The sequence below is a fragment of the Pseudorhodobacter aquimaris genome (genome assembly GCF_001202025.1).
Lineage (GTDB): Bacteria > Pseudomonadota > Alphaproteobacteria > Rhodobacterales > Rhodobacteraceae > Pseudorhodobacter > Pseudorhodobacter aquimaris.
This window is the reverse complement of record NZ_LGHS01000041.1, coordinates 166,220-182,037: the sequence shown is the minus strand read 5'-3', so window position 1 is coordinate 182,037 and position 15,818 is coordinate 166,220. Positions and strand designations below refer to the sequence as shown.

The 15,818-nt window shown below is 58.2% G+C and carries 12 protein-coding genes; 6 read left to right on the top strand and 6 right to left on the bottom strand.

Going from position 1 to position 15,818, the window contains the following annotated elements; genetic code table 11:
* The first annotated feature begins 32 nt into the window (after nucleotides 1-32).
* From AKU94_RS06115 to AKU94_RS06095, 5 genes are all read left to right on the top strand, one after another.
* On the top strand, nucleotides 33-356 hold the full coding sequence (locus tag AKU94_RS06115) for a sarcosine oxidase subunit delta (RefSeq protein WP_050526413.1): 324 nt from the start codon (nucleotides 33-35) through the stop codon (nucleotides 354-356).
* The gene (locus tag AKU94_RS06110) at nucleotides 353-3,298 is read left to right on the top strand and encodes a sarcosine oxidase subunit alpha family protein (protein ID WP_050526412.1); all 2,946 of its coding nucleotides are present in this window, start codon (nucleotides 353-355) and stop codon (nucleotides 3,296-3,298) included. Before AKU94_RS06115 ends, AKU94_RS06110 begins: the two co-directional genes overlap by 4 nt.
* On the top strand, nucleotides 3,291-3,836 hold the full coding sequence (locus tag AKU94_RS06105) for a sarcosine oxidase subunit gamma (protein WP_050526411.1): 546 nt from the start codon (nucleotides 3,291-3,293) through the stop codon (nucleotides 3,834-3,836). The genes AKU94_RS06110 and AKU94_RS06105 overlap by 8 nt, the downstream gene beginning before the upstream one ends.
* Nucleotides 3,837-3,935: 99 nt before the next feature.
* Entirely contained in the window at nucleotides 3,936-4,538 is a 603-nt protein-coding gene (locus AKU94_RS06100; RefSeq protein WP_050526410.1) for a superoxide dismutase, read from the top strand.
* Between the two features lie 180 nt (nucleotides 4,539-4,718).
* Entirely contained in the window at nucleotides 4,719-6,500 is a 1,782-nt protein-coding gene (locus tag AKU94_RS06095; protein WP_408633673.1) for an ABCB family ABC transporter ATP-binding protein/permease, read from the top strand.
* Here the strand turns inward: AKU94_RS06095 and urtE are convergent.
* From urtE to urtA, 5 genes are read right to left on the bottom strand one after another with little or no spacing between them, the layout of a single operon-like run.
* Nucleotides 6,497-7,192: an urea ABC transporter ATP-binding subunit UrtE gene (gene urtE, locus AKU94_RS06090; protein WP_050526408.1), complete on the bottom strand. Its 696-nt coding sequence runs from the start codon at nucleotides 7,190-7,192 to the stop codon at nucleotides 6,497-6,499. The two genes, AKU94_RS06095 and urtE, sit on opposite strands and share 4 nt — an antisense overlap.
* A complete protein-coding gene (gene urtD, locus AKU94_RS06085; RefSeq protein WP_050526407.1) occupies nucleotides 7,185-7,934 on the bottom strand; it encodes an urea ABC transporter ATP-binding protein UrtD in 750 nt (249 codons plus the stop codon). Before urtD ends, urtE begins: the two co-directional genes overlap by 8 nt.
* Entirely contained in the window at nucleotides 7,931-9,097 is a 1,167-nt protein-coding gene (gene urtC / locus AKU94_RS06080) for an urea ABC transporter permease subunit UrtC (RefSeq protein ID WP_050526406.1), read from the bottom strand. Before urtC ends, urtD begins: the two co-directional genes overlap by 4 nt.
* Nucleotides 9,098-9,101: 4 nt before the next feature.
* Nucleotides 9,102-11,027, bottom strand: a complete 1,926-nt coding sequence (urtB, locus tag AKU94_RS06075) for an urea ABC transporter permease subunit UrtB (RefSeq protein ID WP_050526405.1) — start codon at nucleotides 11,025-11,027, stop codon at nucleotides 9,102-9,104.
* Between the two features lie 59 nt (nucleotides 11,028-11,086).
* The gene (gene urtA, locus AKU94_RS06070) at nucleotides 11,087-12,367 is read right to left on the bottom strand and encodes an urea ABC transporter substrate-binding protein (protein WP_050526467.1); all 1,281 of its coding nucleotides are present in this window, start codon (nucleotides 12,365-12,367) and stop codon (nucleotides 11,087-11,089) included.
* A gap of 468 nt (nucleotides 12,368-12,835) precedes the next feature.
* Here urtA and AKU94_RS06065 point away from each other — a divergent pair, with 468 nt between their 5' ends.
* A complete protein-coding gene (locus AKU94_RS06065) occupies nucleotides 12,836-14,587 on the top strand; it encodes a sugar phosphorylase (RefSeq protein ID WP_050526466.1) in 1,752 nt (583 codons plus the stop codon).
* Nucleotides 14,588-14,590: 3 nt separating this feature from the next.
* On the opposite strand, the gene AKU94_RS06060 is transcribed toward AKU94_RS06065, so the two are convergent.
* A complete protein-coding gene (locus AKU94_RS06060; protein WP_050526404.1) occupies nucleotides 14,591-15,811 on the bottom strand; it encodes a glycosyltransferase family protein in 1,221 nt (406 codons plus the stop codon).
* Between the last annotated feature and the right edge of the window lie 7 nt (nucleotides 15,812-15,818).

Genomic DNA, 15,818 nt, shown 5'->3' with positions numbered 1-15,818 from the left:
AACATCAAGCCGAACCGGAAAGGGACATCAGCATGCTAACCCTTCAATGCCCCTACTGCGGCGTGCAAGCCGATGAAACCGAACTGGCGCCCGGCCATGAGGCGCATTTGAAACGCTTTTCTGTAGGCTCCTCGGATGAGGAATTTGAGGGCTATATGTTTGCTCGCAAAAATCCCAAGGGCGTGCATTTCGAACGCTGGCGCCATGCCTACGGCTGTGGCAAATGGTTTCTGGCCGCACGCGACACCAACACGCTAGAGGTCTTTGGCACATATTCAGCGCAAAGCACCGAACCGCCCGCCGATCTGGTTGCCAAAATCAAGCAAAAACGTCCCGACTGGGAGGGTTACAAATGAGCACCCGTCTTGCCAAAGGTGGTCGTCTGATCGACCGTTCGACCCGCGCGGAATTCATGTTCAACGGCAAGCGCCTTTCGGGACATCAGGGCGATACATTGGCCTCGGCCCTTTTGGCCAATGACCAGATGCTGGTGGGGCGCTCGTTCAAATATCACCGCCCGCGCGGCATCATGGCCGCAGGCCCCGAAGAGCCGAACGCGCTGGTCAACCTTGGCCATGGCGACCGCGTAGAGCCGAACCAGCGCAGCACCACGACCGAGCTTTTTCCGGGCCTCGTTGCGCAAAGCCAGAACCACTGGCCCAGCCTTGAGTTCGATGTCGGCGTGGTCAACAGCTATGTTTCGCGGTTCCTGCCTGCGGGGTTTTACTACAAGACCTTCATGCAGCCGCGCGCGGCGTGGAAGCACCTGTTCGAACCCGTCATCCGCCAATCCGCAGGCTTGGGCCCCGCGCCCAAAAGCCCCGATCCGGACCGCTATGAATATGTCTACGGCTTTTGCGACGTGCTGATTATCGGCGGCGGGATTGCTGGGCTTCAGGCGGCGCTGACGGCGGGACAAGCGGGCAAACGCGTGATGTTGATCGAACAAACCCCGCATTGGGGCGGCCGCGCCGTTGTCGATGGCGATGTGGTAGAGGATGAGCCTGCCGAGGACTGGGTGAAATCCGCGATTGATGCGCTGGCGACGATGAAGAATGTGACGCTGCGGACGCGCTGTATGGGGGCGGGGGTTTATGACCACGGCTATGTGCTGGCGAATGAGCGTGTTGCCGATCACTCCCCCGGCGACGGGCGGCCCAAACAGCGGCTCTGGCGTATTCGGGCGGGGCATATCATCACCGCGACCGGGGCGATTGAACGTCCGCTCTCTTTTGCGGGGAATGATATTCCGGGAGTGATGCTGGCCGGGGCATTGCGCGACTATCTGGTGAACTACGGTGTTTCGCTTGGGGACCGGACGGTGATCGTTACCAATAACGACGATGCCTATCTGACCGCGATTGCGCTGGCAGAGGCCGGGCTTGCCGTACCTGCCATTCTGGATGCGCGCACCGAGGTGACGGGCGATCTGCCCGAGCGTGCCCGCGCTTTGGACATTCGCATAGAGGCCGGCCGCGCCGTCGCCCGCGTCAAGGGTGGCAAGCGTGTGACGGGGGTGGAGGTTTGCCTGCAAGCCGGTGAGGGGGCTGTGCTGGAAGAGATCGTCTGCGATGCGGTGGCGATGTCGGGCGGCTGGTCGCCGGTGGTGCACCTGTGGTCGCATTGCGGGGGCAAGCTGACATGGTCGGATCATATCTCGGCCTTTATTCCCGATACCACGCGGCCGCCGATCACCCATGACGGATCGCCCATGGTCACGGTGGTCGGGGCAGCTGCGGGGATTTACCGGACCGATGATATCATCACCTCTTCGGGGGTGGTTGAGAATACGTCGCCGGTGCCGCCGGTCTGGGTCATGCCGCAGGGTGCGCCCGTGGCCCTACGGTCGAAAATGTGGCTGGACTATCAAAATGACGTGAAGGTCTCGGATGTTCAGCTTGCCGCCCGCGAGGGCTATGAGAGCGTCGAACACACCAAAAGATACACCACCCTGGGGATGGCAACAGATCAGGGAAAGCTAAGCAATATAAATGGCTTGGGTGTTCTTTCTGATGCTTTGGGTGAGGATATTCCGCGCGTCGGCACCACGACCTTCCGTCCGCCCTATACGCCCGTTACCATCGGCGCGCTAACAGGTGAGGCGCGGGGTGAGCTGTTCCAGCCTTTGCGCCGCACGCCGATGCATGATTGGCATGAGGCGAACGGCGTTTACTGGGAACCCGTGGGCCATTGGCGCAGGCCCTATTGCTATCCGCGCAATGGCGAAACCCACGCGCAGGCCGTCCACCGCGAGGTGTTGAATACGCGCGAAAAGCTGGGGCTGCTGGATGCGTCGACCCTTGGCAAGATCATCGTCAAGGGGCCTGATGCGGGGCGTTTCCTCGATATGATGTACACCAATATGATGTCGACACTGCCGGTCGGGAAATGCCGCTATGGCCTGATGTGTGATGAGCAGGGGTTCTTGTCAGATGATGGCGTCGTTGCGCGGATTGATGAGGAAACATGGCTGTGCCACACCACCAGCGGCGGCGCCGACCGGATCCACGGCTGGATGGAAGATTGGCTGCAATGCGAGTGGTGGGACTGGAAGGTCTATACCGCCAATGTGACCGAGCAATACGCCCAAGTCGCCGTGGTTGGACCCAATGCACGCAAGCTGTTGGAAAAGCTGGGCGGGATGGATGTCTCCAAAGAGGCGCTGCCCTTTATGCAATGGGCGGATGGCACGCTTGGCGGCTTTGCGGTGCGGGTCTACCGGATCAGCTTCTCGGGGGAACTGTCCTATGAGATCGCCATTCGGGCCAGCCACGGCGCGGCCTTCTGGGAGATGCTGCACAAACAGGGGGCCGAGTTCGGCGCTATGGCTTATGGCACCGAATGCCTGCATATCATGCGGGCGGAAAAGGGCTTTATCATGATCGGGGACGAGACCGACGGCACGGTGACGCCGCTGGATCTGGGCCTGAGTTGGGCGATCTCCAAGAAAAAGACCGATTTCCTGGGCAAGCGCGGGATGGAGCGGTCCCATCTGGCAGATCCTGATCGCTGGAAGCTGGTCGGGCTGGAAACACTGGATGGATCGGTGATCCCGGACGGGGCTTATGCCGTGGTCGACGGGGTGAATGCCAACGGGCAAAGAAATGTAGAAGGTCGTGTAACATCAACCTATTACAGCCCGACCTTAAAGCGCGGTATCGCCATGGGGCTGATCAAGCACGGACCAGACCGGATGGGAGAGGTTGTAACTTTCAATAAAGTCGACGGTGGCACCATCGCGGCCAAGATCGTTGATGCGGTGTTCTTTGACAAAGCAGGGGAGAAAGGCAATGCATGATCTGGTCAGCGCCTTGGGCGGGAAAACTTTTGAAGGTTTCGCCAAAATCCGTGAGATTGGTCCTTTGGGCATGATCAGCCTGCGGTGTGATCTAAGGCAAAAACCGCTGGCAGCGGCGCTGAAAAAGCTTGGGCTTTCGGTGCCGGCGGCGCGTCGAATCGTGCAAAAAGGCGGGCGCTCTGTTGGTTGGATGTCACCGGATGAACTACTCGTAATCCTACCTTACGCGGATGTAGGTTCTACATTAGAAACTTTGCGTAACGCGCTGGCAGTAATTCATTTTCTGGCCGAAGATGTTTCTGATGCCCGCGCCGTTTTCCGGATCGAAGGAGAGAAGGCGGAGCAGATATTGTCCAAGCTTTGCCCCGTGGATCTGGCCGGGCTGGAACCCGGAGAACTGCGTCGAACTCGTGCAGCACAGGTTGCGGTGGCGTTTTGGGTGGAAGATGGCGGCTATACTTTGGTCAGCTTTCGCTCTGTTGCAAGCTATGTGATGGGGCTGTTGACGCATTCGGCAACCAAGGGCTCAGAGATTTAGGCGCTGGTGCAGAACGTTATTTATTGCCTCTGCCCTTGACCTTTGGAACCCGAAGCCTCTTATTCGGGTTAACAGATGTAACTTCTGAAAGGAAACGCCATGTCTTTTACACTTCCCGATCTTCCCTACGCCCATGATGCGCTGGCTTCGGCCGGTATGTCCCAGGAAACATTGGAATATCATCACGACATTCACCATAAGGCCTATGTCGATAACGGCAATAAGCTGATCGCCGGAACCGAGTGGGAAGGCAAGTCTGTCGAAGAGATTATCGTCGGCACCTATGACGCGGACGCAGTCGCGCAGAGCGGTATTTTCAACAACGCAAGCCAGCACTGGAACCACGCCCAGTTTTGGGAAATGATGGGGCCGGGCAAGGGTGCTATACCGGGCGATCTGGAAAAAGCGCTGGTCGACAGCTTTGGCTCGGTGCAGAAATTCAAGGATGATTTCTCGGCTGCGGGCGCGGGCCAGTTCGGTTCCGGCTGGGCGTGGCTGGTCAAGGATAAGGACGGCAGCCTCAAGGTGACCAAAACCGAAAACGGCGTGAACCCGCTGTGCTTTGGTCAGACTGCCTTGCTGGGCTGTGATGTTTGGGAGCATTCCTATTACATCGATTTCCGCAACAAGCGCCCTGCCTATCTGACCAACTTTCTCGACAATCTGGTCAACTGGGAAAACGTGGCATCGCGCCTGAAATAAGTCCTTTGATATGCTGAAATTTGCCTGCTGGGACCCCTCGGCAGGTTTTTTGCTGCGGTCTGTGCGCGGCTATGGCCATTGCGCGGCGCGCGGGATAGATACGGGCAAGAACGCCAAGCGAGAGATAGAATGCGCAACACCGCCACAACCCGCGACCCCAGCCAGGTCGAAGCCCCCGCGATGCAAACCATTCGCAGGGTGATCCCCTATCTGTGGCCCGATGACGCGCCTTGGGTACGCCGCCGCGTGGTGATTGCACTGTTCTTTCTGGTGCTGGCCAAGATAATCTCGGTCTCCACGCCGTTTTTCTATAAGGCTGCTGTGGATGCGCTGGCCGGTGAGGCGCCGAGCGAAAGCGCGCTTTTGATGTTTGGCGCGGTGGGGCTGACGATTGCATATGGCCTTGCGCGGCTTGGCGCGGTGGCCTTTGGCGAATTGCGCGATGCGGTCTTTGTGCGCGTGGGACAGCGGGCCTTGCGCAAGCTGGCGCTGGAAACCTTCACCCATATTCACCGTCTGTCCATGCGCTATCACATCGCGCGCAAGACCGGGGGCCTTAGCCGGATCATCGAGCGCGGCGTGAAGGGTGTGGATTTCCTGTTGCGCTTCATGCTGTTTTCCATCGGTCCGTTGATCCTTGAGCTGTCGATGGTATCGGTGCTTTTTGCCGTGCTTTTCGGCTGGCAATATATGGCCGTGGTGGTGGTGACGATCACGCTTTACGTCAGTTTCACGTTCAAGGTGACGGAATGGCGCGTGCGGATCCGCCGACAGATGAACGATCAAGATACCGATGCGAACCAAAAGGCGATCGACAGCCTGTTAAACTTTGAAACCGTGAAATATTTTGGCGCAGAACAGCGCGAGGCGGACCGCTATGACGGTGCCATGCGCCAATATGAAACGGCGGCCGTCAAGACCGGACAGAGCCTTTCGTTCCTGAATGCCGGGCAGTCGCTTATCATTACCACCGGTCTTGTGATTGTAATGGTCATGGCGGCGATGGGGGTGCAGCAGGACATTTTGACCGTGGGTGACTTTGTCATGGTCAACGCCTATATGATCCAGATCACTATGCCGCTGAATTTCCTCGGCTCGGTCTACCGTGAGATCCGCCAGTCGCTGGTGGATATGGGCGATATGTTCGCATTGCTTGGCCAGCCTGCCGAGGTGAAGGACAAGCCGGGTGCACCAGACCTTAAGGTCAGCGGCGGCGAGGTGGTCTTTGACAATGTCAAATTCGCCTATCATCCGGATCGCGCGATCCTGAAAGGGGTGTCCTTTACCGTGGCGCCGGGGCAGCGGATTGCGCTTGTCGGGCCGTCGGGTTCGGGAAAATCGACCATCGGGCGGCTGTTGTTTCGCTTTTATGATGTGGTGGATGGCGGGGTTCGCATCGACGGGCAGGACCTGCGCGATGTGACCCAGGACAGCCTGCATGCGCAGATCGGCGTGGTGCCGCAAGATACGGTGCTGTTCAACGACAGCGTGCGCTATAACATCGCCTATGGTCGCCCCGATGCCACGGCTGCCGAGGTAGAGGCCGCCGCCCGTGCCGCCAAGATCCATGACTTCATCCTGTCGCTCCCCGAGGGATATGAGACCCCCGTGGGCGAACGCGGCCTGAAACTTTCGGGCGGGGAAAAGCAACGTGTGGGCATTGCGCGCACCTTGCTGAAAAACCCGCCGATCCTGCTGTTGGATGAGGCGACCTCGGCGCTGGATACCCAGACAGAGCGCGACATTCAGGATAGCCTTCTGGCCATGGGTGAGGGGCGCAGCGTGATCACCATTGCGCACCGCCTGTCGACCATTGCCGATGCCGACCAGATCATCGTGCTGGAGGCGGGCGAGATCGTCGAGCAAGGCACCCATGACCGGCTTTTGGCCAATGGCGGGCGCTATGCGGCGATGTGGGCGCGCCAATCCTCCGAGGAAGAGGACGGCGCCGCGTCGGCTTAAAGCGCCAGATCATCCACCAACATTGCCTTGGTATAGCTGGCTTTCTCGGCGCGGCGCTTTATGCGCCCGCCTTCCATCACCACAAAGCTGTCGCCCAGCCCATGGGCGAAATCGGCGTTCTGTTCCACTAGAACAATCGCCATATTGCCCCTTGTGCGGAGCAGGCCAAGCGCGTCTCCGATCTGCTGGATGACATTGGGCTGAATGCCCTCGGTCGGCTCATCCAGAAGTAGAACCCGGGGGCGGGTGATCAGGGCGCGCGCGATGGAAAGCTGTTGTTGCTGCCCCCCCGAGAGGTCCCCGCCACGCCGGGATCGCATATCTTTCAGCACCGGAAACAGATCGAAAATCTCATCGGGGATGTGATGTTCGGATTTCGGCAGGCAGGCAAAACCGGTTTCAAGATTTTCCTGCACGCTCATCAAGGCAAAGACCTCCCGGCCTTGTGGCACATAGGCGATACCCGCCCGCGCCGCATCATATGCCGAGGACAACATCACCGCGTCACCCGAAACGGCAACCGTGCCACCCGCCGCCGGATGACGCCCTGCGATTGCCTTGAGCAGGCTGGTTTTGCCCACACCGTTATTGCCGATCACGGTGGTGATCCGGCCCGGCCATGCCTCCAAGGATATCCCGTAAAGGATCTGGCTTTGCCCGTAAAACAGGTCGAGATTTTTAACGTCAAGCATCGGCGCGCCCCAGATAAACCTCGATCACCCGAGGGTTTGATATCACGTAATCAAGGCTGCCTTCGGCCAGCACGGCCCCCTCATGCAGGACCGTAACCTTGCAATCCAACCGGCGGACAAATTCCATATCATGTTCGACCACCACAACCGCACGGGTTTGCGCGGCACGTCTCAGGATATCCGTGGTTTTCTCACGCTCCTCCACGGTCATGCCGGCAGCGGGCTCATCGACCAACAGCAGGCGCGGCTCTTGTGCCAATAGCATCCCGATCTCCAGCCATTGTTTTTGCCCGTGGCTGAGTTCCCCCGCAAGCCGCGTCAAGCTGTCGGCCAGCCCAATCTCCGCAGCGACGGCCTCTATCTTGCGGGCGTTTTCAGCCGTTTTACGGTGGGTCAAGACTGCAAAGGGCCCGCGCGGGTTTTTCAACGCCATGGCCAGATTTTGCCGCACGGTTTGCGCCTCGAACACCGTGGGTTTTTGAAACTTGCGCCCGATGCCTTCCATCGCGATCCGGCTTTCGGACATGCCCAGCAAAGAGATATTCATATCCCCCCAGATCACCGAGCCTTCATCCGGTTTGGTCTTGCCGGTCACGATATCCATAAAGGTGGTCTTGCCCGCCCCGTTCGGCCCGATGATGGCGCGCAATTCGGTCTTGCCAAAGTTGATCGACAGATTGTTGATGGCGCGAAAGCCGTCAAAGCTGACCGAGACACCATCCACTTCCAAAAGCATGCTCATTGCGGTTTCCTTACCAGATAATCGAACAGGCCCCCGATGCCCTTGGGAAAGAACAGGGTGACCGCGACAAAGCTGAAACCAAGCAGCACCAGCCACCAATCGGTCCAGTTCACGGTATAAAAGCCGAGGTTGATGTTTGGTGCACCGCCGCCGGTGAACCAGCTGGACAAGAGCGACACCAACGCCGCCCCAATGACCGCACCGTAAAGTCGTCCACGCCCGCCGATGGCCACCCAGACCGCCAGATAGATCGAGGCAATCGGCGCGATCTCTCCGGGGTTGATGATGCCCGCCTGCGGATAGTAAAGCGCGCCCGCGATGCCCGACACGATGGCGGTGATAGTAAAGACAAAGAGCTTATAGCTCTCGACATGATATCCCAAAAATCGCACGCGGGCCTCATTGTCGCGGATGCCTTTGACCACGCTGCCCATCTTGCCCGACACGACCCAGGCAAAGAAAACATAGCCCGCCGCCAGCGCAAAACTTGATGCCAGAAAGAAAGCGATAGAGAGGGTCGCCTGCGAGGTCGCCTCAAACCCCGGAATATTCTGCAACCCCGAAAGCCCGTTGTTGCCGCGCAACCCGCTATCATTTTGAAACAGATAGAGCGAGAGCGCCAAGGTCATGGCTTGGGTCAGGATCGATAGGTAAACCCCGGTGACGCGGCTGCGAAACGCCAGCCAGCCAAACACCAAGGCCAGCAGCCCGGGGATCAGCACCACCATCAGCAGTTGCAGGAAAAGGCTGTCGGCAAAGGACCAAATCATCGGGAAATCCGATGACCCCACAACGCCAAAGATCTGGTTACCAATGGCGTCAGATATCTCTTGCGGGGTGGGGGGGATCACTTGCGTCGACAGGCTTTCCAGTACGATCCCTTCGGTGCGCGCATACATCAGCCACATGCCAACGGCATAGCCGCCGATCCCGAAAAAGGCGAAATGCCCGAGGCTGAGGATACCGCAATACCCCCAGACAACATCCATCGCGATGGCGATCAGACACAGGCAGAGCATCTTGCCCAGCACTTTGACAAAGGAAGTGGAGATCACCCCGACGCCGCTGACCTCTGAGAGGGCGGTGACGCCAATGCTGAACAGGCCAAGCGCCAGAAGAAACCACAGAACCGAAGGATTTTGAGCAATAAAGGTGTTTTTCATGGATTCAATCCGCCGCTGCCCGGCCTTTGGGGGCAACGATGCCCTTGGGCCGGAATTGGATAAACAGGATGATGAAGAGGATCATATAGGTCTGGGCGGCGAGGGTATTTGAGGGGTTCAACCACTCGATCCCCTTTTGCAGCCCCCCGATCATCGAGGCCCCCGCCAGCGTGCCCCAGACATTGCCGACACCGCCCACAACCACGGTCATAAAGCTTTGGACGATGTAATCCGCACCCATTTCCGATGTGACCTTGGCATAAAGCCCGATGGCTACACCCGCGATCCCCGCGATCCCCGACCCAAAGCCAAAGGTCAGCATATTGATGCGGTCGGGGTTGATGCCCATGCTGGCGGCCATGCCGGGGTTTTGTGTCACCGCGCGCACCTCAAGCCCCAAACGGGTCCGTTTGAGCACGTAAAGGATCAACGCCAGAAACATGAGCGCCAGCACGAAAATCGCAATGCGGATATAGCTGATGGAGATCACATCCGAGATCATCCAAGCCCCGCCCAGCCAATCGGGCGAGGTCAGGGGGCGCGCTTGGGTGCCAAAGATGTTCTTGGCAAGCTGTTGCAGCGCAATGGAAATACCGAAAGTGGCCAGCAATGTCTCCAGCGGGCGGTGATAGAGATGGCGGATCACCAGCCGCTCCATCGCCACACCCGCGCCAAAGGTCACAGCAAAGGCCAGCGGCAGCGCCACGATGATCGAGAGGGTATAATCGGGCACGAAGAGCTGCACGACATAGCCGGTATAAGCCCCCATCATGATAAACTCGCCATGGGCCATATTGATCACGCCCATCACACCAAAGGTGATCGCCAAACCGATGGCCGCCAGAAAATAGATCGACGCCAGTGACAACCCGTCCAGCACCAGATCCCCGCCCTGCGCCCAGGCAACCCGCTGCTCGACGGCTTGGCGTGTGGCCTCGGCAGCCTTTGTGATTGCGGGGTCCGGCTCAGCGTAGCGTTCGAAAAAGACATGTGCGTTCAGGGCGTTATCGCGGTCCTCATCCGTGACCAATGGCGGCACAAGCCCCTCCTCGGACAAGAGCGTATAGGCGCGCAAACGGGCATCATCACTGTCCAATTGGCCAAGCGGGATGCTAGCAACCTTGCCCGCCACGATATTGGCCTCAAGGGCTGCGCGAACCTCGGCGGGGGAGATGCGCGCAGGGGCCATACCGGCGGCGACCAGCTTGGCGTAAAAGCCGTCGGGGTCTTGGGCAGGATCAAGGATGCGCGCGATATTACCCTCGGGCGGCGTGGCTGAGACGCCTTCGGACGCCTCGAGGATCTGGTTCAACACGCTGCGCGCCTCGACGCTGGTATCCTTGGACAGGCTGTTGATCGCCGCGATCCTGTCGCCCGGATCGGGGGCAAAGCGGGCCGAGAGGAAATTTGCCACCTGAATTTTGCGCGCCTTGAGCGCGGCGTCAGGGTCATCCTTGATCGCGGCCAGCAACGGGGCAAGCTGGGCGGCCTCGGGTTTGCGCGCAATCGAGGCGATAGCGCTTGCACGGCGAGCAGGATCGGGATCGCTCAGTTGGAACTGGACCAAGGCGGTGCCGATCAGACGCCGCACGCCGCCATTGGGTTTTGTCTGTTGAAACCGGCTTTGCGGGGCGAAGCTTTGCGCGCCGCTGTCGATATCGACCAGCGCCAGATCATCGCCTTGGGGGGTGGCGATAAAAAAAACACCGTCATCGCGCTGCCATATGTTCTTATCCGACCAGTTTTCCAGAAAATCCGCAACACCCGGCAGACCGGAGCCTGCCAGATCCTCCAGCAGGACCGAAACCGAGGTCCGCGAGGGCTTTGCGACCTCATCGACATGGGTCTGCAACAGGGATTGCAGCTCTTGTGCCTGTGCGGCCATGGCAGAGGTCAGGCAAAGGATGACGGCCAAGAATAGCTGGCGCATAGGATAAGGCTTTCAATAGGGGGATGTGCGGGGATGGGATGCCACCCCCGCGCAGGGTTTTAGTAGTTGGAGGTCAACTGCACGCAGGTCTTGGTTTCGGTGTTATACATACCGCAGCCCAGATCCTTCCAATCCGACATCAATACCGCGGATGCGGGCAGGAAATCTGTCCATGCATCGCCCGGCACTTCGGCGGTTTGCGAGATGATGTCGAACTGGCCATCGGCGGTGATCTCCCCGATCAGCACCGGCTTGGCGAGGTGATGGTTCGGCAACATCACGGCCGTGCCACCTGTCAGATTCGGGAATTCCTGCCCGTACATCGCCGTGCGCACCGCGTCGACATCGGTGGTGCCTGCGGCCTCAACCGCATTCACCCACATGTTGAAGCCGATGTAATGGGCCTCCATCGGGTCATTGGTGACACGGTCCTCACCGGCAAAAGCCTTCCACTCTGCGATGAATTCGGCATTTGCGGGCGTATCCGCGGATTGGAAATAATTCCATGCCGCCAAATGGCCGACAAGGTTGGTCGTATCCAGACCCGAAAGCTCTTCCTCACCCACCGAAAAGGCAACCACAGGGATATCATCCGCCGAGATATCGGCCGCGGCCAGCTCTTTGTAGAAACCGATATTCGCGTCGCCGTTGATGGTAGAGATCACGCCGACCTGTTTGCCATCCGCATCCAAGGCAACCACCTCGGCCACGATCGTCGCCCAATCTGAATGCCCGAAGGGGGTGTAATTCACAAAGATGTCTTCGGCAGCGATGCCTTTATCCTGCAGATATTGTTCCAGAATATTATTCGTGGTGCGCGGATAGACATAATCCGTTCCCAATAGCGCGAATTTCTCGACGCCCAGTTCCTCAAGGAAATAGTCAACCGCAGGGATCGCCTGCTGGTTCGGTGCGGCCCCGGTGTAGAACACGTTTCTAGAGCTTTCCTCACCCTCGTATTGCACGGGATAGAACATCAAACCGTTGAGCTCTTCGAGCACCGGCAGCGCGGATTTGCGCGACACAGAGGTCCATGATCCAAAGATCACATCCACCTCATTGACCGTCAGCAACTCACGCGCTTTTTCGGCAAACAGCGGCCAGTCGGATGCCGGATCAACCACGACCGCCTCAATCTGACAGCCCAACACCCCGCCCGCGGCGTTTTGTTTCTCAACCAGCATCAACATCGTATCTTTGAGCGTCGTCTCGGAAATCGCCATGGTGCCGGACAGCGAGTGCAGCACACCGACCTTGACCGGATCAGCACATTCGGCAGATGCAAGCGTGGTCGTGCCCATCAAGGCAACAGCAATAAATGAAGGAAATTTCAGCGTCATCGGTTTAAAATCCATGTTGCGTCGCGGGCGGTTGGAATTGGTGCAAAACACTTTCCAAAAGCGGCCGGAGCCGTGTATTCAAAACCCGCAACTGTTATGTTGTGGCCGCGTAGGGGGGATGATCTTGCAGGATAACCCTCTGCGCGGCGTTTCTTCGCCCTTTAATCTAGGAACAGGATTTTCGGTTACTCCAGCCAATCCGAGGCAGGGGGCGCGGATTACTTAACAAAGTGTATTTCGTGGTCAGATACGGGGCGAATGCCTGTTTTTTGATCGAATACTGCACCTGCATCCAAACCATCCTGTGTGGTTGCGCATCTTGAACGTTTGGGGGGCGGATTTCGATTTCGCCCAAGAACCGGGCCGTTTGGTTGAATTTTCTGCGGCAAGGCGCTTTGGAGAACGCATTTTCGGCCAAACGTGCAGGGCAGCTTGAACCCTGCCCGATTTTCAGAGCTTACTTGGCTTATGCGAAGATACAAAGCCAACTCATTCAGCTCCGGGCTGACCGCGCTTATCAGGCAGATCTATCCTGATATTGATGCAGATATTTTGCTGAGCAAGATCGTCGAGGCCTTCTGGCCCGAGGGCACCAAGCTGCGCAAACGCGGGCGGTTGCCAAGTAATAACCTGTGGTCGGAACAGGATGCTCTGCTGATCACCTATGGCAACTCCATTCTGGACGGAGCGCATAAGCCGCTGGATCTGCTGCATGATTTCTTGTTGCGGCGGATGAAGGGGGTGGTGAACGGCGTGCATATCCTGCCATTCTTTCCCTATACCTCCGATGACGGTTTTGCCGTGTCCGATTTCCGTTCGGTCGATACGCAACTGGGGGATTGGGCCGATATCAACCGGATCGGCGCCGATTTCCATCTGATGTCAGATCTGGTTTTGAACCATGTGTCCAGTCAGGGGACGTGGTTCAACAGCTACCGTCAGGGGCAAGCGCCCTATGACAAGTTTTTCTTTGAGGCCTCGCCCGAGGATGACCTCTCTAGCGTTGTGCGCCCGCGCACCACACCTTTGCTGCAAGAGATCGAAACCGCGAACGGGCCGCGCCATGTCTGGTGTACCTTCAGCCATGACCAGATTGATCTGGATTTCCGCAACCCCGAGGTCTTGCTGGAATTTCTGCGCATCATCCGGCTGCATGTCGATAACGGGGTGCGCATTATCCGGCTGGATGCGGTGGCCTTTCTTTGGAAAGAGGTCGGGACCCCCTCGATCCATTTGCCGCAAACCCATGCAATCGTGCAATTGATGCGGATGCTGTGTGACTATGCATCCGAGACCATCATACTTTTGACGGAAACCAATGTCCCCAAGGCCGAGAACCTCAGCTATTTCGGGCGGCGCAACGAGGCGCATGCGATCTATAACTTTCCGCTGCCGCCGCTGATCCTGCATGCGGTGATGTCGGGATCGGCGCATTACTTGCGACGTTGGCAAAGCGGGATGCCGCCGGCCCAGTTCGGCTGTGCCTATCTCAACTTTACCGCAAGCCATGACGGCATCGGCATGCGCCCCGCCGAGGGTATTCTGCCCGCAAAAGAGCAGGCCAAGATGATCGACACCATCAAGGAGATTGGCGGGCTTGTCTCTATGCGGGCCCTGCCGGATGGCGGTGAGGCCCCCTATGAGATCAACACCACCTTTTATGAGGCCACTGGCCGGACGTTTGAGGGCAAGGACGATCACCATTTCGACCGTTTCATCTGTTCGCAAACCATCGTGATGTCGCTGGAGGGGATACCCGCCTTTTACATCCACTCGATGCTGGCCACACCCAATGATCACGCACAGGTCAAACGGCGCGGCATGAACCGCGCGATCAACCGGCACCGTTGGGATTACCCCCAGCTGAACGCCTTGCTGGATGATCCCGCCTCGATCCAGTCGCGCGTGCTGGCCGGCCTGTCGGAGCGGCTGCGCATCAGGGCCAGACAACGTGCCTTTCACCCCAATGCGACCCAGTTCACCATCCTTCTCGATGACCGCGTGTTCGGCGTCTGGCGGCAAAGCCTGGACCGGCACCAGTCGATCTTTGCACTGCATAACGTCAGCGGGGATACGGTCAAAATCTCTCCGCTGGCGTTGAATTTCATCGATGATGAAAGCTGGACCGATCTGCTCAGTGGGGAGCAAATCGAGATGATGCAGGACAGTATGATCACGCTGGCCCCTTACCAGTGCCGCTGGATCACCAATCGCGCCTAGGCGCTATTGGTATTCGGCCTCATCCGCCTTGGCCGCCGCCGTCATATCCGTCAGGAACGAAGGGTCGGCAGAATGGACACGGTTCCATGTCGGGATAAAGGGGGTCTCATGCGGGTTCTCCAAAAAGACCTGTCCCGCGCGCATGATATTTTCCGCAAACAGCTCGATAGAGCGTTCCTCGGTATGGCGGTCAATCGTCAGCCCGTTCATCTTGGCATCATTGTAATAGGATTCCAGCAGGTCCAGCGCACAACGATAATATGTCGCCTTAAGCGTGCGGAAAACATTCGCGGTAAACACGGTCCCATCCGCCGCCAGCTTGCGGAAAATCGCCTTGCAGATATCGGTCGACATGCGGTTCAACCCGGCATGGGCCTCATCGGGGCTAAGGTCTTGGTGTTTATGATCATATGCGTCGGCGATATCCACCTGACAGACCGCCTTGGGGGCCAGATTGCGCCATGCCTCGGAGAGCACGCCAATCTCCAGCCCCCAATCCGAGGGGATACGAAGATCGGGCAGGATGGCCGTGCGCATGGCAAACTCCCCCGAGAGGGGATAGCGGAAACTGCGCAGGTAGTCGATATAATCACGATCCCCGACCACCCGTTTCAGCGCGATCAACAAGGGGCTGACCAACAGCCGCGTCACCCGACCGTTCAGCTTGTCATTGCCGATGCGCGGGTAATAGCCCTTGGCGACCTGATAGGGAAATGCGGGATTGGCCACGGGATAGAGCAGTCGCGCCAGCATATCCTTTTTATAGGTCAGGATATCGCAATCATGGATCGCCATCACCGAACTGTCGGCACAACCGATCAAATAGCCCAATGAGGCCCAGACATTCTTGCCCTTGCCCTTTTCCAGAGGTGCAAGCCCCATCGCCTCCAGCCGCGCGCCAAGCGCGAGCATACGGGGGCTGTCGTTCCAGATCACGATATGGTTCTGGTTCAGATCCTTGAAGTAGGTTTTGGCATAGCGGTATTGCATCTCATCGGCCGCATCCAGCCCGATAATGATCCGGTGCAAATAGCTGACCTTGGAAAGCTCTGACAGGATATTGGGCATCGCCTCGCGTTCCAGCTCTGAAAACAGACAGGGCAGGATCAGCGAGATTTTGCGCGATTGTGCAAAGACGGCCAGATCGTGCTCCATCTCTTCCATGGATCGGGTGCGCAGGTTGTGCAGCGTTGTGATGTTTCCGTTTTGATGAAAGTCGGCCATGGCGGGT